The 22350-nt window shown below is 51.6% G+C and carries 21 protein-coding genes; 3 read left to right on the plus strand and 18 right to left on the minus strand.

Annotated elements, in window-relative coordinates; all coding sequences use genetic code 11:
* Positions 1-109: 109 nt before the first annotated feature.
* The 7 genes from IMCC3135_RS30410 to IMCC3135_RS30440 form a co-directional block, all read right to left on the minus strand.
* Positions 110-583 carry a PIN domain-containing protein gene (locus IMCC3135_RS30410; RefSeq protein ID WP_088921008.1) on the minus strand — a complete coding sequence of 158 codons (474 nt, stop codon included), beginning with the start codon at positions 581-583 and terminating at the stop codon, positions 110-112.
* A 135-nt stretch (positions 584-718) separates the two neighbouring features.
* Entirely contained in the window at positions 719-1432 is a 714-nt protein-coding gene (locus IMCC3135_RS30415; RefSeq protein WP_088921009.1) for a class I SAM-dependent methyltransferase, read from the minus strand.
* On the minus strand, positions 1422-2027 hold the full coding sequence (locus IMCC3135_RS30420; protein ID WP_088921010.1) for a hypothetical protein: 606 nt from the start codon (positions 2025-2027) through the stop codon (positions 1422-1424). Before IMCC3135_RS30420 ends, IMCC3135_RS30415 begins: the two co-directional genes overlap by 11 nt.
* A 168-nt stretch (positions 2028-2195) precedes the next feature.
* Positions 2196-2852: an MAE_28990/MAE_18760 family HEPN-like nuclease gene (locus IMCC3135_RS30425; protein ID WP_088921011.1), complete on the minus strand. Its 657-nt coding sequence runs from the start codon at positions 2850-2852 to the stop codon at positions 2196-2198.
* A complete protein-coding gene (locus tag IMCC3135_RS30430; RefSeq protein ID WP_088921012.1) occupies positions 2849-3958 on the minus strand; it encodes a DUF262 domain-containing protein in 1110 nt (369 codons plus the stop codon). Before IMCC3135_RS30430 ends, IMCC3135_RS30425 begins: the two co-directional genes overlap by 4 nt.
* Before the next feature lie 152 nt (positions 3959-4110).
* Positions 4111-4935, minus strand: a complete 825-nt coding sequence (locus IMCC3135_RS30435; protein ID WP_088921013.1) for an HNH endonuclease — start codon at positions 4933-4935, stop codon at positions 4111-4113.
* A 584-nt stretch (positions 4936-5519) separates the two neighbouring features.
* On the minus strand, positions 5520-6221 hold the full coding sequence (locus IMCC3135_RS30440) for a DUF3891 family protein (protein WP_088921014.1): 702 nt from the start codon (positions 6219-6221) through the stop codon (positions 5520-5522).
* Positions 6222-6335: 114 nt separating this feature from the next.
* Here IMCC3135_RS30440 and cls point away from each other — a divergent pair, with 114 nt between their 5' ends.
* Positions 6336-7760 carry a cardiolipin synthase gene (gene cls, locus IMCC3135_RS30445; protein WP_088921015.1) on the plus strand — a complete coding sequence of 475 codons (1425 nt, stop codon included), beginning with the start codon at positions 6336-6338 and terminating at the stop codon, positions 7758-7760.
* A gap of 20 nt (positions 7761-7780) precedes the next feature.
* Here the strand turns inward: cls and IMCC3135_RS30450 are convergent, their stop codons facing one another.
* Positions 7781-8992 (minus strand): aminopeptidase P family protein, encoded by a 1212-nt coding sequence (locus IMCC3135_RS30450; RefSeq protein ID WP_088921016.1) that lies wholly within the window; start codon positions 8990-8992, stop codon positions 7781-7783.
* A 246-nt stretch (positions 8993-9238) separates the two neighbouring features.
* Between IMCC3135_RS30450 and maiA the strand changes: the two genes are divergently transcribed.
* On the plus strand, positions 9239-9895 hold the full coding sequence (gene maiA / locus IMCC3135_RS30460; protein WP_205737787.1) for a maleylacetoacetate isomerase: 657 nt from the start codon (positions 9239-9241) through the stop codon (positions 9893-9895).
* A 60-nt stretch (positions 9896-9955) separates the two neighbouring features.
* Here the strand turns inward: maiA and IMCC3135_RS30465 are convergent, their stop codons facing one another.
* From IMCC3135_RS30465 to IMCC3135_RS30500, 8 genes are all read right to left on the minus strand, one after another.
* Positions 9956-10354 carry a GFA family protein gene (locus tag IMCC3135_RS30465; protein WP_088921018.1) on the minus strand — a complete coding sequence of 133 codons (399 nt, stop codon included), beginning with the start codon at positions 10352-10354 and terminating at the stop codon, positions 9956-9958.
* Positions 10355-10411: 57 nt separating this feature from the next.
* Positions 10412-11140 (minus strand): SDR family oxidoreductase, encoded by a 729-nt coding sequence (locus IMCC3135_RS30470; protein ID WP_088921019.1) that lies wholly within the window; start codon positions 11138-11140, stop codon positions 10412-10414.
* A 147-nt stretch (positions 11141-11287) separates the two neighbouring features.
* Positions 11288-12436 (minus strand): DSD1 family PLP-dependent enzyme, encoded by a 1149-nt coding sequence (locus IMCC3135_RS30475; RefSeq protein WP_088922172.1) that lies wholly within the window; start codon positions 12434-12436, stop codon positions 11288-11290.
* A 78-nt stretch (positions 12437-12514) separates the two neighbouring features.
* Positions 12515-13447: a DMT family transporter gene (locus tag IMCC3135_RS30480; RefSeq protein WP_205737788.1), complete on the minus strand. Its 933-nt coding sequence runs from the start codon at positions 13445-13447 to the stop codon at positions 12515-12517.
* Positions 13448-13564: 117 nt separating this feature from the next.
* Positions 13565-14755: an MFS transporter gene (locus IMCC3135_RS30485; protein ID WP_088921021.1), complete on the minus strand. Its 1191-nt coding sequence runs from the start codon at positions 14753-14755 to the stop codon at positions 13565-13567.
* Positions 14756-14937: 182 nt separating this feature from the next.
* On the minus strand, positions 14938-16113 hold the full coding sequence (locus IMCC3135_RS30490) for an NnrS family protein (RefSeq protein WP_088921022.1): 1176 nt from the start codon (positions 16111-16113) through the stop codon (positions 14938-14940).
* A 12-nt stretch (positions 16114-16125) separates the two neighbouring features.
* Positions 16126-17643 (minus strand): aldehyde dehydrogenase family protein, encoded by a 1518-nt coding sequence (locus IMCC3135_RS30495; RefSeq protein ID WP_088921023.1) that lies wholly within the window; start codon positions 17641-17643, stop codon positions 16126-16128.
* A complete protein-coding gene (locus IMCC3135_RS30500; protein ID WP_088921024.1) occupies positions 17636-18496 on the minus strand; it encodes an NAD(P)-dependent oxidoreductase in 861 nt (286 codons plus the stop codon). Before IMCC3135_RS30500 ends, IMCC3135_RS30495 begins: the two co-directional genes overlap by 8 nt.
* A 238-nt stretch (positions 18497-18734) precedes the next feature.
* On the opposite strand from IMCC3135_RS30500, the gene IMCC3135_RS30505 reads away from it, so the two are divergent.
* Entirely contained in the window at positions 18735-19625 is an 891-nt protein-coding gene (locus IMCC3135_RS30505) for a VOC family protein (RefSeq protein ID WP_088921025.1), read from the plus strand.
* Positions 19626-19681: 56 nt separating this feature from the next.
* Here the strand turns inward: IMCC3135_RS30505 and IMCC3135_RS30510 are convergent, their stop codons facing one another.
* Both IMCC3135_RS30510 and hisD read right to left on the minus strand, forming a co-directional pair.
* Positions 19682-20881, minus strand: coding sequence for a DegT/DnrJ/EryC1/StrS family aminotransferase (locus tag IMCC3135_RS30510; RefSeq protein ID WP_088921026.1), 1200 nt, complete (start codon positions 20879-20881; stop codon positions 19682-19684).
* A 12-nt stretch (positions 20882-20893) separates the two neighbouring features.
* Positions 20894-22201 carry a histidinol dehydrogenase gene (gene hisD / locus IMCC3135_RS30515; RefSeq protein ID WP_088921027.1) on the minus strand — a complete coding sequence of 436 codons (1308 nt, stop codon included), beginning with the start codon at positions 22199-22201 and terminating at the stop codon, positions 20894-20896.
* Positions 22202-22350: the final 149 nt, after the last annotated feature.

Raw genomic sequence — 22350 nt, forward strand, 5'->3', positions numbered from 1 at the left:
TCACGGTGTCTCTATTTAGCGTTAGCCAATAATACCTTATGCATGTGGTGTAATGCATTCCACAGAACAGCTTTGACAACAAAGTACATGTTTTCTATGATGCGTATAATCAGAGATTTTCTTTCTCTACTGATTCTCGCATATGCTCTAGCATCTCAATTGCTGACAATGCAACGACTCCCTCCGACCGAGCTTTTGCTCTCAAATTACTGTCGTTTGTAACCAAAATGCAGCCTATTCGCTTGGTCGCTGCCAATATCATTGCGTCATGTCTTTTCTTTCTTGAGTAGCTTCCTTTCGATACACGGTCGGCAACGGTATCTGGTTCCTCACTCCATATCCCGTCATCGTCCCAACGCAAACTATCCATCCATGCATCTGTTTCTACGGGTATCTTTCTGCCACAAACACTTCGCAGTAACCTCAGTCTGCGATATCTCTCTTCAGTATTGGGATTGTCTTGTAATTCACTTTCCTGCACCCTTGTGTATACGAACTCGCAAGAACCTATTGAACAAGTAATGTCATCCTGACTCTCATCAATATACGAAAATACATTTGTATCCAACATGTAGATTTTCATAACCCAACATTCCAACTTATTTTAGACGAGCAGTAGAGCAATGAGATCGAACAAAGCGTTAACTTGCAATTGACGCAGACTACACGGAGCGTCAGCGCAGGAAGGTCTGAGTCAAATGACAAGTTCAACGTAATGTTAGACCGCACGTGCGTTGATTAGCATGAATCTGGGTAAATCGAAACCTTTTCCCATTAGCTCATCTACGGACTCTATCTTAAAGTTAGAAGCAAGAAGTTCAGATATGTAGCGATAAACAGGCCGATGAAAATGAGTTGTTGGGAATTCAACTATTTCTTCTTGAATTCTAAACTTGCTCTCAACTGCTAAAGTTTCCATGTAGTTAAAATCTGGATCAGACCCGTACCCCCAATAGATTGACCAGAAGCATGGGTGTGGAATTGAAAATATAAATAACGCACCCTCTTTCAACACTCGTCTCGTCGAAACAAAATATTCGCTCAAATCAGGTGCACTACTGGCTACCATGTTGGATATGCCCAAATCATATTTCTCCGTACTCTTAGAGTGCTCTTCTATGCTTTCTGCGAAGTAGCTTATCCGTGGCGCGCTATGTCGAGCTTTCGCCATTTCTATTGATTCTGAACTGGGGTCTACACCGACGGTCTCAACAGCAAAAACGCTAGCGCGTTCCGTTAGCCAACCAGTGCCACAACCGATATCAATTATAGAATCTACATATTTAAGGCTATTAAGTATAGCTGGAGCGAGCACGCAATTGGCACTATTATCTTTTCCAGAACTAATCTGCTCCTCTCTTATTGCAGCAACCGCATCCCATTCATCGACTATATTATTTAGATTTTTCACTTTCCCGATTTTAACCGTCATTTTTATCGCCAACCAAGGTTTTAATGGTACTTAATAAGTCAAGTGCCAATGAGTATGTTGGATGTGAAGAGTCTAGCTCTTCAATAACATGCGGCTCATTTGGTTTTTTTCTCCCGATAGCTAAAAATGATGACGCTCTGTTACCGGAGTTGACAATTGTGAATCGTGTTAACGGCTCAAATTTTTGATCTCCATAAATATACAGATCTGCGCCAAGTTCAGTTAACTGCATAATTTTATCTGTTTTCTGATGAAGGAAAAATACCAATTCTCCACGACTCGCCTTATTCTTGAGCATGTCAAATATTTTATCGTCTTCAATCCAGCTGGCATCACGAGAACATATTTCGCATCGCCCCCCATCAGCTAAAATTGAATACATATATTCGTTTATTTTCTTTTCGTTTCTATATTTTTTAGGTTTACTTTTATAGTTTTTCCACGCATCATAAATTGCAGAAATTCCAAAAACCAATATTACAACTATAAGCAATACCAACTTCCAACCGGACAGATTTTCAATAGGCGTTTGGAGGGCAACCCCTAGCCCTATAAATGATGCGACTGCAGATAACCAGCTAAGTACATATGCCATTATATTAATCTAATTCCATTTTTGCCTAACAAAGCGTTAACCTGCAATTGACACAGACCAGCCGGAGCGGCAGCGCAGGGTGGGATGTGTCAAGTTGACTGGTTCAACGCAATGTTAGGCGAGGGTATAACTGGGATGGCCTGTTCGCTCTCAAGTATCAGTTCACGCTCACAATACCGAAATAGATTTGTATTTCTCCAATGAGGCTTGATTGTCGAGTGCATCGCCAAAAGACCGCATTAATGCAACTGTATTATTTGTTATCTCATCTAGATCTGAAATGTCTATGAAAGTGTTTTCACCATGAGCGATTTCGTTTCTTCTCTTTAATAGTATTACGTCGATAAATGTCGAGAGCTTAGCCCACCCATCTGACGGAAGGCCACAAACCAGGCAAATATCTAGGAAAACGTCATAGTTTAGATTGGATTTCGTATTTACTAAATCTTCATCAATTCTGGTAAATCTTTTGTCAGATGAATCTAAAAGCTGATCTATGAATTCACATCTTTGCGATACACTCGCATTAGATTTTGACAACTGAGCGAGTCGAGGAAGAAAGAGATTCCGGATAAACTGACGATCAAGGTCGCCAACTTTGTACCTTCGAAGGCAGATATGCTCCATGTATTTACGGGCACTATATTTTACGCTGCCTTCCCAGTGCGCGTAGCATATAGCGACAATAGACCTAAGAAGTACTTTCTGAAGAATGGTGTCAGCACGCTCGACTGCTGACTTCAAGTCAGATATTTCCTTTATGCGCCATGTTCGATCCTCGATTATTTGGTTTGAGAAATCGGATGCAGTATAGGGCTTGCTCATGGTGTGAACCAATCTGCTCCAAATGGAATTGTTCTTGAAATTCTGACGGTTCCACGTAACCCAGGTGAGGTAAAAGAATCTGTACGCTCATCCATCCAAAGGTCATTGATCTTTCCTTCAATAAACTCAGTTGAATTCTTCAGATTTTTAATATTACTAAGATTTTTTGCAACGCCTACAGCGATTACTTCAAATCCAACGAGCCCAACTCGCCCAATAGGAGCGCCATCTACCCTTCTTCGTAGAACGTCGGCTCCCGCTATGGAGTTCAGTAGATCAAACGTACCGTTCACGAGTTCTGTTGCCTTTCTCGTATCACCAATTTCGGCCAGCTCTACAATTCCTTCATCTATATATTCTTCAACATCCAACTTTCCGTCGTAGTCCACACAGGTGTGGACCAGAAATCTTGACGCCATTTCTATGTGTTTTTGTCTTTCAAACTGATATTCATTTATACCTATTACGGACTTGAATACCTCTGATTCGGCTAACTCTTTAACCACTCGAAAGTAGTCGGCATTAACCATTAACATGATGCAGTTTCTAAGTTCTTGCGGGTTGGCTAAGGTGCCCCCTGCATTCAATCGTTGAAACAGATCATATTTAGTGTTGTTGTCGCTTGGTCTCTTTAGTATCTCAACACCCATTCGAGACCTTCGAATAGTGAGTTTTTGCGATTTAGCAAGTTCTTGCTGGTCGCAAAATTCGACCCCATCAATAACAGGTGATTTCTCCCATACCGCATTGTGTAGTGAGGGTAGGTACTTTGTTGCTTCTAAAACAGACGGGGCTACTATTTCCCTCTCAGGCGATCTTAAAATACCTATAAATTCGAGTATTGTTGACACTCTTTGTAGTCCGTCAATTAGCTCCCACTCTCCTGCTTCAGTTTCGAAAACGAAGATCGAAGGAATTGGAATGCCAAGCAAAAGTGACTCTATAAGTTTTGATTTCTGACCACTGTTCCAACGGAAAAGACGCTGAAATTCCGGATCAATAATTATCTCGCCCGTTTCGTACATGCTGACGATCTCGCCAATTGACATTTGGTACGCATCAGTTCGAACAAGGCGTTGAGCGCTCTCAATTTCTTCACTTAGCAAGTTATTGACTCCATGATTGGCTTGTCACTCAGTATACTATCCAGGTTCGTCTGTCGACGCGCCTAACAGTGGCGCTAAGGTGCAATGGACGCGACTGCGGAGCCCAGGTTCCGTTGACGGGTCCATTGACAGCTTCAGCGTAATGTTATATCTCATCTAAATACGTATTTCCTATGAAACTCTAAATAAGGAAGATGCTTGCTGTTCAATATTTTTATTCGAAGATCCAAGTCAAACGGCAGCATTTTATATTCTTTTTCGGAAATACCGCTAGATACCTTAATTTCACCACCATCCATAAATGTCACCAAACCAGCGTCAAACAGAGCATCTACATCAGCTCTAAGCAATAATCCATTGAACGAATCAAGCCGCTCAACATCAGTAGACTGGCTCCACGGCTTAATATGTGACCCAATTAGCAATTTCTCTATGGTGCAGCCAGTAAGAAAGCAGCACCCACAATGTTCTCTCAAGCTTTCTTTCCACGGTCCATGTCCACGCCTTGCCAGCACTAAAGCTTGAATATCAGTTGCACTTAATTTTTTACTATTATCATTTATCTCATCGAGATCTATCTGGAGTTCTGACTTACACAGAGTCGCACTTATAAACTCACAAAACGCCTCAACAGCACTTAACTTTTCAATTGATATCCCTATTCCATAATGACTAGGATATTTAATTTCTTTCTTTCTAAACCTTTTAGGGAATTCACTTAGCGAGGAGTCGTGATAAAAATATTCATCTTGTTCTGCCAAATGCAATTGATCATTCAGATCCAGCATACCGATGGCATATTTATAACCGGGGTGTATGATTGCAGTCTTGTTTTTCCGTTTTTTCGACTTAGCAAGATAGATGCTTTCACCAGTGCTTATTTGCTTAAAATGCACTGTGTAACTATTTTCATCTTTTCTCTCAAAACCAAACTCTACTAACGCTTCTGCGTATTCCTCATTAACTTTATAATCCATAAAATTCCCATTGAGATATAAAAAGTATTAGGTCGATTCAGCTATGCACGTCATATCTGAGTCATCCGCACCCTGTGTTCAGCGTCATCACCCGTATCCAATACAACCACACACCTGTATATCCTGAAATAAAGAGTCTGATATGGAAAATCATCTTCTCGCCTCCGTTTCAACCTCGATATTACTCCTTGCGATGATGAATGATCCGATTAACTTCAAGGAAGAATGTTATGTCAGATCAATCGAAATTCGACCATATTCCTGATGTACAGCCCCGTACTGCTTAAGAAAAATATCTTAAACAGGAGGGTGCACCCTCCAATCAATATCCCCATTATGTAGTCAGAGCAAATCAGTTTATCAGGGCCGATAACAGTCAGGCACCCCATAATCTGCTAGTTGGTGAAATTACCGGAAAACTGTAAGAACTGGGACGCGACGAAAAACTGGCGGATTGGCAGATTGCACCGCATGCTCCACTCCTTCAACTTGAGAATTTCGCTCGCTCCAAACGCAAGAAGATCATTCCAGTAGTCATGTCGCGTGCAGATGAGAGCCATGGAAGCTCTGACGCTACGGGTCAATTACTCGCTTCCCGCAAAAACCTCAAACTCCACCCTATGCGGATTCAGCACCTGAGGATAACCAGACCCTTCATAGGCCAATAAATACCCCCTGACGCTCTCGCAGGACAATGGCCAGGGCTCAAGACTGATCGTACCAACCGTGTAGCCCATGCCATCGGCGGACTCTGTGTGCTGAAAGTTGATCTCATAACGCACATCAATCCGATTACCGTCTGCATTGTCTGCCAGTACCGCTACGCTGCCTGTGGTCACTCTTTCAAAACAGAAATCGAACGCAACCGAGTCGCAGAGACGGGTGATCATATCGGCATCCTGAAAGACACTTTCTGGAATTCCGCTTTTGGCAATCAAGTCTTTCAACAACAGACGGCAGCGTTGTTCAAGCTCAGATAAGCCTGCCATGTTCATGAGTCTTGCCACATGAGTTTTCGCCACTATCTCGGCGATGTGATCAGAGAATCGCATCTGCATCAAGGCTTCAAAGGTGCGATGCCGCTCAGCGGCCTCCATTCCCAGAATGTCATGGGTATCCAGCAATCCGTATCCGAAGTCATGCAAGGCGACTCCTGTGCAGAATGCATTGAATGGTAGCTGTGGTTGCCTGAACTTCTCATTACCCCACAGCTGGGCGATGGTGCCGGCAAGCCTGGCATGTTCACTTTGTGGATAGACTACCGATCGGCTTTTGGACACGAACATGCGCCTGCACTCCCTCTATTGACTCGACAACATCTCAGACTGTCACTTACCCTACCTGACGAGCATAATGGCTGACTAGTGTTCTACGCCAAACAGCGGACTCGGAGGCCAGACTTGTACGTTCTACTATTCCATGCACTGATCGTGACCGGGCTCACCCTTCGGGTCCTGCTCAGAGATGATCTGGCCCCCTCCTCGAGGCTGGCCTGGTTCATGGTGATCTTCATTCTGCCGGTGGCAGGCGCCATCGTCTACTTCCTGTTCGGCGAGGCAAGTCTGGGACGAAGCGCCTCCAGACGCCGGGCCACCATCCGCTCGGTATGGGCTGAAAGCCCTGCCATTCTGGGTTCAGGCTCTGATCTGCTCGAATCAATCGATCCTGCCTATCAGCCAGCCTTCAGCTATGCCGCTTCCATCAACGGTTTTCAGGTAAAAACTGGCAACCGTGCCGAACTCATGGCCGATGGTCTTGAAGCCCGGCGCAGACTGCTCAGTGATATCGATGCTGCCAAGGTATCGGTCAACGTGCTGTACTACATCTGGCTTGACGATAATACCGGCACAGCGGTTGCCCAGGCACTGATGCGGGCCGTCGCACGTGGCGTTCAGTGCAGAGCGATGACTGATGGTCTGGGATCACGGCAACTGATCAAATCCAGGCTCTGGCGTCAGATGAGCGATGCCGGTGTCATGACAGAAATTGCCCTGCCCCTCAACCGCCCCTTGTTCACCATGTTGACAAGTCGAATCGATCTGAGAAACCACCGCAAGATAACCGTCATCGACGGCCAGATCACCTACTGTGGTAGCCAGAACTGCGCAGACCCGGAGTTTCTCGTAAAACCAAAGTTTGCCCCCTGGGTTGACATCATGCTGCGTATCGAAGGGCCTGTGGTTGCTCAGAACCAGCTGCTGTTTGCCAGCGACTGGATGGTGGCACGCAAAGGCAGCTTGCAGGAATTCCCCCTGTCTCCGGACACCCACGCTAACGGCTTTGCCGCCTCTATCATCGGCGATGGCCCCACCGAAAGAGCAGGTGCCACGGCACAGCTGTTTGCAAGCCTGATCGGTACGGCAACCAGAACACTGACGCTCTCAACCCCCTACTTCGTACCAAACACCACGGTGCTCAATGCCATTCAGGCAGCCGCCTATCGCGGTGTTCATGTCACCCTGATATTCCCCGAACGCAACGACTCTTGGGTTGTTGCCGCCGCCAGTCGCAGTTTCTACCAGGCTATTCTGGCCTCTGGTGCTTGCATCTTCGAGTACATCCCAGGCTTGCTGCATTCAAAAACCCTGACCATCGACGGGTGTATCACGTTCCTGGGGTCCAGCAATATGGATCTGCGAAGCTTTGATCTGAATTACGAAAACGACATCCTGCTACAGGATGTCGCGACAACCAAAGCGGTAGAACAAAGACAAGAGGACTATCTAAAGCAATCCAGAGAGGTCACTGTCGTGCAGGTGGAAAGCTGGTCTCTACCGACCAAGCTCTGGAACAATGCCATTGCCACTATCGGTCCGGTTCTCTAGCTTGCGGCTCTGCATCCTGCTTATGATGAAACAATCAGATGCTCAGCCCCATAAGGGAAGGCGGTGATGTTGTCATTACCCTGCTCATTTATCACCAGAATGTCATGCTCACGGTAACCACCAGCGCCGGGCAGATGATTCGGGATGGTAATCATCGGTTCCATCGAGATCACCATGCCAGGTTCCAGAACCGTATCGCAGTCTTCACGCAATTCCAGACCCGCTTCACGACCGTAGTAGTGACACAGCACACCAAAGGAATGGCCATAGCCAAACGAGCGATATTGCAACAGATCCTCAGAGGCGTAGATCTCGTTCAGCTCCCGTGCGATGTCCGAGCATTTGGCACCGGGCACCAGCAGTTCCTTGCCACGATCATGCACCTTGCAGTTGATATCCCACAAACGCATATGCTCATCGCTGGCCTCTTCGGCAAACAGGGTGCGCTCAAGCGCCACATAATAGCCTGCCACCATCGGAAAGCAGTTCAGCGACAAAATGTCCCCACGCTCGATCTTGCGGCTGGTGACCGGGTTATGAGCTCCATCGGTGTTGAGCCCTGACTGGAACCAGGTCCAGGTATCAAGCAGCTCACCCTCGGGCCAGCTCTTGGCTATTTCCCGCACCATGGTTGCGGTGGAATGCAGCGCCACTTCCCGTTCAGTGGTGCCCACAGCAATGGCTTCCACGCACGCAGCACCACCGATGTCAGCAATGCGAGTCATTTCAGTAATATGCGCGATTTCCTCAGCCGACTTGATCATGCGCAGCTTCATGGCTGGTGCTGCCACATCAACAAATTCGACGCCCGGGAACTCGGACTTCAACAGGTTCAGCAAATCGATATTCACGTGATCGAATTCGATACCGATGCGTTTGGCGGCACCCACCAGGTTTCTCACGGCATGAAAGTAGTTATCACGACTCCAGTCGGTGTAGGTGACATTCTCGCCAAAGGTTCTGCGCCAGGGCTGCCCACCATCAATACCGGCACTGATGCTGGTGGCATGTTCCGCAGTTATGACAAAGCCGTAGCGTCTGCCAAACTGGCAGAACAGGAAATCCGCATAGTAATTAATGTTGTGATATGAGGAAAACAGCACCGCATCGACATTATTGTCGGCCATGTGCTTGCGCATGGAATCCTGGCGGCGTTGCATCTCATTGGCGGAGAAGGTCTGTTGCGCCTTCTCACCGTTGTTCGAATAGTCCTGAAAACGTTCGCGTTGCATGATGCTCGAATCCTGTGCTGTGACAATTTAGATACTGCGGATAGCGGCACTGTGCACCTGGATTACACCTGGGTCAAAGGATCATTTCTCACAACGGCTTTAGTTTTTCTCATGTCGCCTGCCAATGAGAATCCTACCCTGTCAGGCGCCTGCATGCTGTTTCGTGTCATCGAGACTTTCCAACAACCGGCGCTCGTCAATAGAGTTATCAGGTAGGCTCCACGATCAATTCAGGCGTTGAACATCATGAATACACAGGCCCCCCTGTTAACCCTCCACTCCTTCTGGCTGTCTTTGGCAACCTACCGCGTGCGCATTGCCCTGCACCTGAAGGGCATCGAGTTCGAAGAGCGTGCCCATGACCTGAGCAAGGGCGAACATCACTCACCAGAGTTCAGGAAGCTTAATCCTGCCGAGGCGGTGCCGGCCTTGGAAGGTGGCACGCGTCAGCCACTCACGCAAAGTCTGGCCATTCTGGAATGGCTGGAGGAAAGCTATCCGAATCCACCGCTCTTGCCAACTGATGCGGAAGGGCGTGCCAGAGTACGCGCCCTTTTCCTGATCACCACCGCGGACACGCATCCTCTTGTGGTTCCACGTGTGCAAGCCAGACTGGTCAAACAATTCGGATCGGATGAAACTGCCGGAAAGGCTTGGTCAGCTCACTGGTTTCGTGAAGGTCTTGTCGCTTACGAGGCACAAATCGCACCGGACTCCACACGCTGCCACGACGAGATGCTCAGCATTGCTGATCTGGCGCTGGCCAGTCACCTGATTGGCGCGGCGCGTTTTGACGTTGAGCTAACGGATTTTCCACGCACGGCCGCTGTTGGCGAAAGTCTGTTCTCCATCCCTGAATTCGCTAATGCGCACCCGCGCTTGCAACTCGGTGCGCCCGGGTAGGTACAAATCGTTGGCAGGTCGTTGAGTTGCGCCAGTCAGATTATCCGCTGCATAAGCTACTCAGGCATCCTTACGCGTCTCATACTGAGGGTAGTCATCCGTAATTACCTCCCATGCTGCCTTTGAAGCTGTGAATATATGGTATCTATTCTCGCAACTGAGCGAGCTTTCCACCGTCCCCAGCCGTAGACGCATGATGTTGGGAATATCCTTGCGCAGGCTATACAGCGGACTACCACAACACTGGCAGAACGCTCTGACCTTGTTCTGATTACATTCGAATTCTGTCAGGTATTCCTGACCACTGAACCTCATCTTGCGTGCATCAACTGGACTGTTCGTGGCGAATGCACTCCCTTGAGCCTGTCGGCATTGCGAGCAATGACACAGAGCAATTTCGGTAATATCGCCCTCGTATTCGTAACGGACCTTGCCGCACAGACAACCGCCAGTGATCATCTTGTTTTCTCCGATAGTCTGTTAAAAACAGCTGTCAATCGTTAGCGTCACCAACACCTAAAGATCAAAATTACTGGGCATGATGATCATGTCGCGAATGGTCACATTGCGAGGTCGTGTCAGCATGTACATCACCGCATCGGCCACTTCACTGGTCTCCATCAGACTGCCGGACTCCTTGGCCTCTCGTAGTTTCTCCTCCGGCCAGTCAGACAGGAGCGCGCTGATGACAGGACCTGGCGACACCGAACCTACCCGAATGCCGTGCTTGAACACCTGACGGCGTACGGTCTGTACGAAACAGTTTATCGCCCACTTTGAGGATGCGTAAACCGGCTCCCACGGCGTCGGATAATGGGCAGCCAACGAGCTTGTCACCATGATGTCTCCGGTGCCGCGCTCGATCATATGCGGTAGAACATCATGAACGTTCTTCATCACCACGTTGACATTCAGGTTCATCATCCTGTCGATGGCGTCAGTCTCCGAATCAACCAGATCCCCACCGACATAGAGCCCCGCGTTGGCATGCAGGATATCAAGCTGACCTGCCTGTTCCAGAACGCGTGGCAGCAACGTTGCACAACTTTTCGGATCAAGCAGATCGATGACCAGCGGTATGACGGCATCCCCGTATTGCACATGCAGCTTGTTCAACGCCGCTTCATCCCGATCGATTAGCGCCACGCGAGCACCGGCCGCCAACATCGCCTCAGCGCTCGCCAGTCCAATGCCCGATGCCGCCCCGGTAATCGCGGCTACCTGACCTTTCAATGGTAGTGACATTGTCTGTATCCCTTTGGGTTGCATGAGAGGTGCTAACGTATAAATTATTGCACACCTGCTGGCCTCACCTCCCCATCAGATCAACTATCTGGATGACGGCAAAGCCAGATACCGACCAACAGCATCACAGACGGAGCTACCCTGTCTCTACCAGCCACCAAAGCGCGGCCATTCCATCAGTGGCGCATCCTCAGCAATGGGCAGAACATTATAGAATCCATGTTGTGCTGCCGTTGCGCAGGCGTGATTCGGCAGAAGGCGCAGCTGGGTACCAATGGCAAACTCCGGCAAGCGCCTGTTGCTTCCCGGGCGGCAGGCAATCACCCCATGCTCCTGATTGGCCTGCACGATAATCAGCTCATCCAGAACATTCCCATCGACATCACAGACCACCCCATAGCCTTGATCCAGCGCTTGTGCGGCGGTGCCTCTGTCTCGCGACAGGGCCATCCAGCCGGCGTCGACCATTATCCAACCGCGCTCCGACTGATGACCAATCACCGTGGTCAGGACAGACAGGGCAATGTCGTCAAGCGTACACACCTCAATGCCGGTCATCACCAGATCAAAGAAGGTATATACCCCGGCACGCAGTTCAGTAACACCCGTCAGATCCGTTGCCGCATGAGCGGTCGGGGTGGATCCCACACTCACCACAGGACACGGCAAACCGGCGGCACGCAGGGTTTGAGCCGCCGCCACAGTGGCGGCACGCTCCATCTCGGCGAACACGGCCTGCGCCTGCGCTCCCACTGCACCATAGCTTTCACCCGCATGCGTCAACACTCCTCGCAACTCGGCGCCGTTGTCATGCAGAATTCGCCCAATGATGATCAGGGCGGGATCGCCTGACAACAGACCGCCTCGATGACCGTCACTGTCTATCTCGATAAAGGCCGGAATGCACTGACCAGAGTCGCGTGATGCCGCCGCCACCGCTTCGGCCTGAGCAACTGAATCAAGCACAACCGCCAGATCGCAGCCACCCTGGCGAAGCGCCACCACCCTGTCAAGCTTGTTCGGAGCAATGCCAACCGCATAAGTAATGTCGTTCATACCGGCTGCGGCAAAGGTTTCGGCCTCTGCCAGTGTCGACACGGTTGCAGGACCATTTGCATCGGCCAACACGCGGCGCGCCACATCGACTGACTTACCGGTTTTCAGGTGCGGCCGCAGCGTAACTCCCAGACTGCGCGCACGATCGGCGAGACGATCGATATTGCGGGTCATCCTTGCCTCATCAAGCACCAGGCAAGGGGTAGAAAGAGTGGCAAGCTGAGCGCTATGTTTGGACATACAGGTCTCCATTAATGACGATGATGGTATTACCGAGTTCGTCGCACCACACTACCTTCAGACGTCGTAAAACAAGCACTACACAACCGGCGTAGGCACTTCAGCCCCTCGTCGCCGCGCACTGCGAAGCACGAATACGTTGCCAGTAAGAGCCAGTAATACGCCAAAAACGGCGAGTGAGGTCCACACGTACCCTTCCAGAACAGTCGATAAAAGCAGTGCAAAAACAGGAAACATCACCGTGGCATAGGCCGCTCGACCAGCACCGATGCTCTTGATCAGATTCAGGTACGCCCAGAACGCAAGAACTGTCGACACAAGCACCAGGTACAACAACGACCCTGTGTAGGCAGGGGCGGTATCATAGACGAAGGGAAAGCCTGCGCCGGCAGACAAGACAGCACTCCATAGCGCCCCATAGGCCATGCCCCAGGCTGAAGCGGACATGACAGGCACCGCGTACGTTTTCATGGACTGACTGATCTGATTGCCAATGCAGAAAGACAGCGTCCCACCAAGGCAGAGAAACAGCCCCAGAGTACCGGCCCCGCCCTCTTTTAGCGCCGGCCAGTAAAGCAATACAATCCCCACCGCACCGAGCGCGGCACCGAACCATCGGCGCGGCCCTGCCAGCTCACCACGCAGGGCACCAATCGCCAGATTGACCACCGAAGCCAGTGAAAAGACAACGGCCAGCAAGCCAGATACGAGCAGGGTTGATGCGTAGTAGAAAAAAATGAAATTCGTCGAGAATATGAAGACACCCATCAAGGCAAAAGCGCGATGCGCGCGCCAGCCAAATTTGAGCGGACCTTTGGAGATCACAACGATCATGAACATCAAGGCGGAAGCCAGCAGGAAACGCCAGCAAGTCGATACCGGTGGCGCCACGGCATAGCCGGTATTCACTTTCAGGGCATACCATGATCCAGACCAGGACACGACCGTGATGAGGTAGAGCAGCAAATCACGCGCTGTGAAGGGTGCTTCCTCGCTGTGTGAAGGTTTCACTCTCGGATTGTCCCTTTCCATCGAATTCAACGAATGCCCCTCGAATCACCGAGAAACTGATGACTATACAGCCGAGTGATTGCTACTTGTGCTTTTGGCTCGTATAGATGAGAGGCTCTAAGAAAGTGTTTCACCTTTCGGCAAGAACACGGTCAGAAAACCCAGCAATAAAAGCAGTGAGAAGTAGCTGAACACCTGCTGCATTCCGATATGGTCGGCCAGAGCTCCCAGTGCTGCCGCACCAATCGCACCAATTCCGAAAGCAAATCCGAAAACGAAGCCTGCAACCATACCTACTTTTTGGGGTAACAGCTCCTGCGCGTAGACAACGATCGCCGGGAAAGCCGAGGAGAGAATCAGGCCTACCAGGACGCTCAATGCCACGGTGCCAAACAGATTCACATGAGGCAGTAGCAACGCAAATGGCAGTGCCCCCAGAATGGACACCCAGATGACTTTCAGGCGGCCCAGACGATCACCAATGGGTCCACCGAAAAAGGTACCCACCGCCACCGCCCCCAAAAAGATGAACAGATAGGTTTGCGCCTCCCCGATCTCCAGCCCGAACTTCTCGATCAGGAAAAAGTTGTAATAGCTCTTGAAAGTTTCTATATAAACAAACTTGCTTAGTAGCAATGCGCCAATGACAGCAAAGGCGATAATCAGGCTTTTACGGGGGATTTCAGCGCGAATATTGGCGACCGTCCCTCTCGCACTGAGCATCCGCTGGTGTTCTGCAAACCATCGTGCAACCCAGATGAGCATGATGATCCCGACTACAGCCAGAAAACTGAACCAGAAAATACCAGACTGACCTAAAGGCAGGACAAGTAATACGACAGCCAAGGGCCCCAATGCGGTTCCGGTGTTGCCACCCACCTGGAAAGTGGATTGGGCAAACCCCAGCCTGCCACCAGATGCCATGCGAGAAACGCGCGATGCTTCAGGATGGAATAATGCTGAACCTACCCCCAGAACAGCCGCTGCAACCAATAACAAGGCGAAAGAATCGGCAGTGGCCAGCAACAGCACACCCAGTGCAACGATCACCAGTGATATTGCAAGCGCAAAGGGTTTGGGTTTCACATCGCCATACAGCCCCATGACGGGCTGCAGAATACAGGCCGTGATTTGCTGCGCCAACGTAATATAGCCGAGCTGCAAATAGCTCAGCTCGAAGTTATTCTTAAACAGCGGATAAAGCGCAGGCACCAGAAACTGGATCAAGTCGTTGATCAGGTGCGCACCGGCGACCACAAAAATGACGGAATAAGAGGTCGCTATTTTGGGACTGGCAATGCTGTTCATCAGGATTACTCATAATCGGTATGAGCTCGGTTTTGTGTCAACCGAAGCATGAGGCTCGTGAAACAGTAAACGCAAAATTAAGTGAACTATAGCGCTACCGTAGTCGACCGCCGAGCATACCTCTAATCGATGAGCTTTGGCCCGTTTTCAGAAAATATTCAGAAAAGCCAGATGTGATCGAATCAACCAGGCCGCCCATCAATACGGACACGTGTCAGCACCGGCCAGTAGCGTATCGCGTACAAACCGAACGCCGATGACCACAGAAAGGCGGAGACGATTACCGATGGCATCAGTAAATGCGGCACCCACAAAGGCAGGAATACACGCACCACCGCGGCTATCTGAATCAGCACATAACAACTGATATCAAAGCGATCCGCTTTCAGCGCCCTTCCCGTATGGCCACGAGCCGTGCGCGTCATCATGCCCATGATCAAGGTACCGATGGCTCCTACCGTCAATGCATGAGTTGCCGTTGAAGAGGTAATCCAGTCAAGCTCTGCCAGGCCGCGCAACAGCAGATGTAAAACGATCCAGCCATAAGCCAGATGCAGCACCCAGACCAGCGGTGTCTGCAAGGTCTTCCAGGGTTGCCACAGCGACAGCCGTTTGGCTTGTAGCAGAGCGGCAATCAATAACAGGACAGCCAGAACCTGGCCCTGAAGCGCGAGGGTATCCGCCAGCAGTACCACCAAAATAGCGCCAGGGGCCGCATATTCCAGCCATGCCAAGCGTTGTGGTTGTGTACCCGGCACACCCTTGCTGGTAAACAGCGGTACGACCCGACCCGCCATCACCACCATGATGAACAAGACGATATCCATCGAAAACTGCACCGCCAACCGGGCTGGCACATTCAGCATGCCCACACGCGTGGCATGCATGCCAAACGAGGCCGCTCCCAGCAATACCAGCAAGCCTACGAAGAAATAATTACGCCGCACCCCCTTGCGAACAAACGGTATAGCCAGCGCAATGGCCGCAGCCCAGGGAAACGCAGCATTAGCGGCCGCCGCCGCCCAGCCATACGGTGTCAAGGTCAATATCCGTGCGCATACCCACACCAGAGCCAGCAGCATCAGCGGATACCCGCTCAAGGTCTTGTGGCCCGTCCAGGTTTGACCGGCGGTGAGCAGAAAGCCTACGATCACCGGCAATACGAATCCAAACAGCATTTCGTGTGCATGCCAGACAGGCCCGGGCAGATAGCTCAGGGGTAGCCAGCCTGCAAATTGGGCAGCCCATAGCAGGATGGATGCGGCGGCATAAATACTGGCCAACAGATAGAAGGGCCGGAACCCTAGTTGCCACAAGGCAAACTGATTACCAGCAGAAGGGGTTTGAGCAGGTTCCATCAATGACTAATCTCAGGTATCAGGTGCATAGCCAAAAGCAATGCGAGAGGTGCTGGCAGTATCGATCCAGACACTCTTGGGGCTAGTGTATTCCATCAGTGCATCCGTGCCGCTGGATCGCCCGAATCCTGAAGAGCGGGAGCCGCCAAAGGGGGATGAGACATGGATGGCTTTGTAGCTATTGATCCAGAAAGTGCCGGCTCGCACAGCCGCGGCAATGCGGTGAGCTCGCCCCACATCGGCGGTCCAGACCGCCCCTGCCAACCCGAAGTCGGTACTGTTGGCAATCTGCACCGCATCGGCTTCATCATCAAAGGCCAGGCAGGTGACGACCGGACCAAAGATCTCCTCGCGTGCGGCAGCCGCATCCAGTGGTAAATCGGCCAGTATGGTCGGTGATACGAATAAACCTTCGCCTGCTGGAGGCTCGCCAGCAATCACGCGCCCGCCATCGCGTTGCTGTGCATCCTGCACCATGTCACGAACATGCCGGAATTGTCGGGCATTGCTGATAGGCCCGATTTCGGTCAACTCATCCAGGGGATCCCCCAGCGTCAGCTTTTTCATACCCGACTCCAGCATGGCCAGAAACTGTTCCTGAATATCCTTGTGAACCAGCAGGCGAGAGCCAGCGACACAGCTCTGACCGGCTGCCGAGAAGATGGCTGCCTGCGCACCTCGACAAGCGGCTTCCAGATTGGCATCCGGAAAAACGATGTTGGCAGACTTTCCGCCCAATTCCAGCACCACGGGTTTGAGCGCACGCCCGGCAGAGGTGGCAACGATTCGACCGGTTTCCGGCGAACCTACAAACACTACTTTACGAACTGCATCGTGTGCAATAGCCGCCTCACCTGCTGTCGGGCCCAGACCCGCCAATACATTCACCAAACCTTTCGGCAAGCCCGCCTGCTCGGCCAATCGCACTAGTGCCACGCTGGTCACTGGCGTCAGCTCACTGGGTTTGATAACAACACCGTTGCCCGTAGCGATGGCCGGTGCAATCTGCCATCCGGCGGTGAACGCTGGCGCATTCCAGGGGGTGATCTGGAAAACCACACCCAGGGGTTCGCGCAGCGTGTAGTTCAAATGGCCCGATGGTACGGGAATGACTTCGCCGTGCAGCTTGTCAGCCCATCCGGCATAGTAACGAAACATTTCCACCACCTTCGACACTTCCACCCGACAATCTCGCAGCGGCTTGCCCGCCACTAACGCCTCCAGCTTTGCCAGTGATTCGACATGCTGCTCAACCAGGGCGGCGATCGACTGCATGACATTGCCTCGTGCCGCAGCGCTGTAATCCTGTGCCCAGCTCTTCTGGGCCTGTTGTGCATAGTCGCAAGCCCGGTTGGCCAGACCGGCATCGCAGTCAGCGTACTCTGCCAGTGTCAACCGTGTGTAAGGATCTTCCAATGTAATCCGGGCACCCTGCCCATCATGCAGCTCTCCCCCAATCAGACTCTGTGGCACGGCACCCAGACCAAACTCTACCATCAGTGTTGCGAACAATTGCTTGCGATCAGACATCAGGGGTATTTCCGAGTTTGTAGATTTCATTAAAATCGGCGCTATCGGGCAGGCCATCACGACTCGCCTCCCAAATGGCGGCAATGGCGCGGGTAGCCGGCAGATCAAGCTCTGTACGCTCAGCCAGAGACACCGCCAGTCCGACATCCTTGCGCATTAAACCCATGGTAAAGCCTGAGTTATATTGTTCATTCAGAATCCACAACGGAAAGTTGACTTCACTGACCCCACTGCGTCCAGAGCCTGCATTGACGCCCTCCAGAAGCCTCTCCAGACTCACCCCTTGAGTCTCTGCCAAGCGTGCCATTTCACCCATCAGAGCCAGGTTGGCAGCACATAGCAGATTATTGGCAATTTTGGTCGCATGACCTGACCCTGACGCTCCGATGTGAACGGTTTTGGCTGTCAGCTGTGCCAGCAGAGGACGCAGACTCTCAATCGATTCTGCCGCTCCACCCAGGACCATGGTCATGGTGCCATTGCGCGCACCATTGGGGCCGCCACTGACCGGGCCATCAATGAACACATAACCAGCCTTTTCAGCCTGTGCTGCCAGCTCTCTCGTGGTATCGGGCTCTGAGGTCGAGGTGTCCAGAATCACAGTACCGGCTTGCAGTAATGGGCCAAGATCGCTCATCACGGCTCTGACAATATCGGCTTTAGGTAAAGACAGAATAATGGTTTTACAACGGCTGGCCACCGCAGCCAGATCATCCACCACCTCAGCACCGGTTGCGGCCATATGCCTCCGGGCCTCCGGGGTTGCGTCATGACAAACAAGCGATTGACCTTGCTCCAATAGCCTTTGCACCATGGCTCCACCCATGGCACCACACCCTACGATTCCGATCATGATTCAAGTCTCCACCTGGTTGGACTGACACGCTCTCGAAAGAACATCTGATCAATATAACGTCATAGACACAAAGCGAAAAGCGCCCTCTGGAAAACGTCGACCACTGCGACTATGAGGCAGCTCCGCGATAACCCAGTGAATGCCTTCTCCAAAGCGCGTAATATCGGCCCTGCCAAAGTCTGCTTCGTCTGAGGCCCGAGGCTTGTAAAACAATAACCTGATCCGGAATCTGACTATGAATGCATCCTTCGGCATCGACCATCCACTGGTTGCGGTACACGATATTGTCCAGCTGCGTGAGCGACTGATTGCCATGGGCTTCAACATGACGGCCATTGGCAAACACCCTTGGGGCACCAGCACCTCATTGGCCATGTTTGATGGTTGCCTGCTTGAAATCATGGGCATCTATGATGACACCCTGATTGATGAGGTGCCAGCCGGTGACTTTCGATTTGGCCGGCATGTCCATGCTCATCTGATGCAGCGAGAAGGTGTCGCCCTGACAGCCCTGCACAGCACCGACTCGCAGGTTGATGCACGCCAGGCACAGCAAGCAGGATTTACGCCTGCGGGGCATCTGGAGTTTGGCAGGGACGTGACCCTGCCCGATGGTCAGCAGGACAGAACTCGCACCACCCTTGCATTACTGCCAGATTCACGCTGGCCCAGGCTATCCTTCTTTCTTTGCCAGCAGCATCGACCCGAGCTTATCTATGTGCCGCAATGGCTGGAACATGCCAATTCGGTGTACGGCATCTGCGGTGTCACCATCATGGCCGAACCCGATAGTCAGGAGCAGCTTCTGGAGAAGTTCGGAGCACTGTATGGTGACAGTCTGGCTGTCAGTGGCGGCTTTCAGCTGGAAACAGCCAACGGTAGTCTCAAGATACTCTCAAGACACAGCATTGAGGCGGATCTAGGCAAAATACCGGCAGCGGTACTTGCCGACAACCAGCCTTGCATTGTCGGCATGGACTTTCGCTATGCAAACCCGGATGCCTTGAACCAACACCTTCTGGACAGTCGCATGGCATTCAAGGAACACAGCGGCACAATCACCCTGCAGCATCCGGAAAAGACTGGCAATACGTTTCTGCGTTTTCATCATCTGCCCAGGCAGTAGCTCGGCAGAAGTTCGACAAGAGTTCGCCCATTCAGGACGAACTTTTGCAGAGCCTGCTATTCAGCTCCCATCATCGAATCAACCACCTCAACAATCACTTCCCCGATCAGCTGACAATCCTCTTCAGAAAAAGTCAGCGGAATACGCATGTCCAGTAAGGTCGAGAGTATGGCCTCGGTTTTGGGCAGCTGCGGCATATCAGCGATATAGCGCCAGCTATCGTAGCGACTGGTATAGCCTTCAGGTTCGGCATCACCAAACCACTTGAGTGCCACACCCTGATTGGCGCAGTTTTTTACAAGCTGCCGCATGACATCAGCCGCGGTTCCGGGTAATGAAAACTGGATGGAACTGGCCACGAACTCTTCAGCCGCGGGACGCTCTGGGACAACAATATGTGAACACTTGCCAAGTGCTGCTTCCAGAATGCGATAGCGTTGATTCCAGCGCTGGCACTGCGTTTCAATATCGGCCAACTGAGGCCTGAGAATGGCAGCACGCAGGTTATCCATGCGACCACTGTAGTTAGGTGTGTCGTAGCGAATCTGTTCAAACGTCTCGACGGGCGGTGCGGCATGATGTTTGTCGAACAACATGTAAGAGCCGCTATACATGATGGCACGCGCCATGACATCAGCATGGCGAGTGGTCAGAAAGCCGCCTTCACCGGAGTTTATGTGCTTGTAGGTCTGCGTACTGAAACAGGCGACATCACCGAAGGTACCGCTTTTCACGCCATTCCAGCTGGCACCCATGGTATGGGCGCAATCTTCAATCAGAAAAAGCTGGTGACGATTACAGATATCGATGACCCGATCCATATCGACAATATGCCCACGCATGTGTGAGAGCATGAAATACCGGGCCTTGCTGCTGGCAGCCTTGGCGTCAAGATCATCCAGATCGATGCAGTAGTCCTCACCCACATCCACCAGCACCGGTACGGCACCACTATTGTGTATGGCGCCTGGTACCGGTGCCAGCGTGAAGGCATTACACAGAACCTTGTCGCCACGCTCCACCCCGGCGGCTTGCATGGCCACATGCAAGGCATACCCGCCCGAAGAACAGGCCAGCACGTAAGGTACGCCCAGGTATTCGGAAAATTCAATCTCCAGCAGATCTGTTTCGCCCTTCTCATCCGGCAAGGTATTGTAGCGATGCAAGCGACCCGATCGCATGACCTCAATGGCCGCCTCGATACCCGCTTCAGGAATCGCCTCTTGCTGAGTAAATGATTTTCCGAAAGTTTTCATCAGAGCGGCTGGCTACTCGTAGTGTTGTTGATCGTACACTGGAAAATCCCATTCCTTTTCAGGAAAATACTTGCGCAAGCGCCAGTCACAGGCACGTGCATGACCTTCCATGCCTTCCACTCTGGAGATTCGTGAACCCACTGCACTGAAATCCAGATTGGCCTCTTCACTGATTTCCTGATACGTCAGTATCTTCAGGAACTTGTGAACATTCAAGCCACCACTATAACGGGCAACCCGCTTGGTTGGAAGGATATGATTGGTACCAGAGCACTTGTCACCGTGGGTCACGGTTGCGCCCTCACCCAGAAATAGTGAGCCATAGTTCTTCAGATTCTCAAGCCACCAGTCGGTATCCTGTGTCAGAACCTGCAAGTGTTCGGAGGCATATTCATCGCTGATGCGAACACACTCTTCACGAGTTTCACAAAAGATGATTTCGCCGTGAACATCCCAGGCCGATTGCACCACTTCCTGGTTGGGCATATCAGCCGCCACCTTGGGCATCAGTTCAGCCACCTTCTCGCCAATGCGACGACTGGTGGTGAACAGCCAGACCGGTGAGTCGTAGCCATGTTCGGCTTGTGAGACCAGATCGACGGCAATGGTCATCGGGTCAGCGCTGTCGTCAGCAATGATGGCAGATTCGGTGGGACCAGCGAAGACATCAATACCGACTTCGCCGAACAACAAACGCTTGGCTTCGGCCACATAACCATTACCCGGGCCCACCAGGATATCGGCACTGACTCCCGTGAAAAGCCCCTTGGCCATGGTGGCCACCGCATGCACACCGCCCATTTCCAGAATGATATCGGCACCAGCAAGATCCATGGCGTAGACGATAGCCGGATTGATGCTGCCATCTTTGGGTGGAGAGCAGGCGACGATGGTTTCCACACCCGCCACCTTGGCGGTCGCAATACTCATCAGCGCAGAAGCGGCATGCGAGTAGCGGCCACCGGGCACATAACAGCCGGCACAATTGACCGGGATGATTTTCTGGCCCAGTTTGACACCTGGTGCCGATTCGACTTCAAACTCGGTCAGGCTGGCACGCTGTGCCTCGGCAAAGCCTTTGATCTGTCGATAGGCAAACTGGATATCCTGACGCGTCTGCTCTGGAACCCGGGCGATGAGTTCGGCACGCCTGGCATCGCTGAGAATGAAGTCACCTTGCCAGTTATCGAACTGCGCGGCGTACTCACGCACCGCACTTTCCCCATCGGCCTCGATGCGCGCCAGCATGGTCTTGACCGTTTCCTGTATACGCTCATCGTTGGCAGCAACGGGAGCATCCGATTTTTTCAAGTATTCCATGAGTCCACCTGGGTTGGGTTATCTGTTGAGCAGATAATAGATCTGCGCGATACCGATTGACCAATGCCATTTATGGAGCGTTCAGTTACTTTTCGGTATAGGCTGATCGAGGCGACCCGCGTGGCGCTTCCGGCACTCGGCATCTGAAA

Source organism: Granulosicoccus antarcticus IMCC3135 (genome assembly GCF_002215215.1).
Classification (GTDB): Bacteria; Pseudomonadota; Gammaproteobacteria; order Granulosicoccales; family Granulosicoccaceae; genus Granulosicoccus; species Granulosicoccus antarcticus.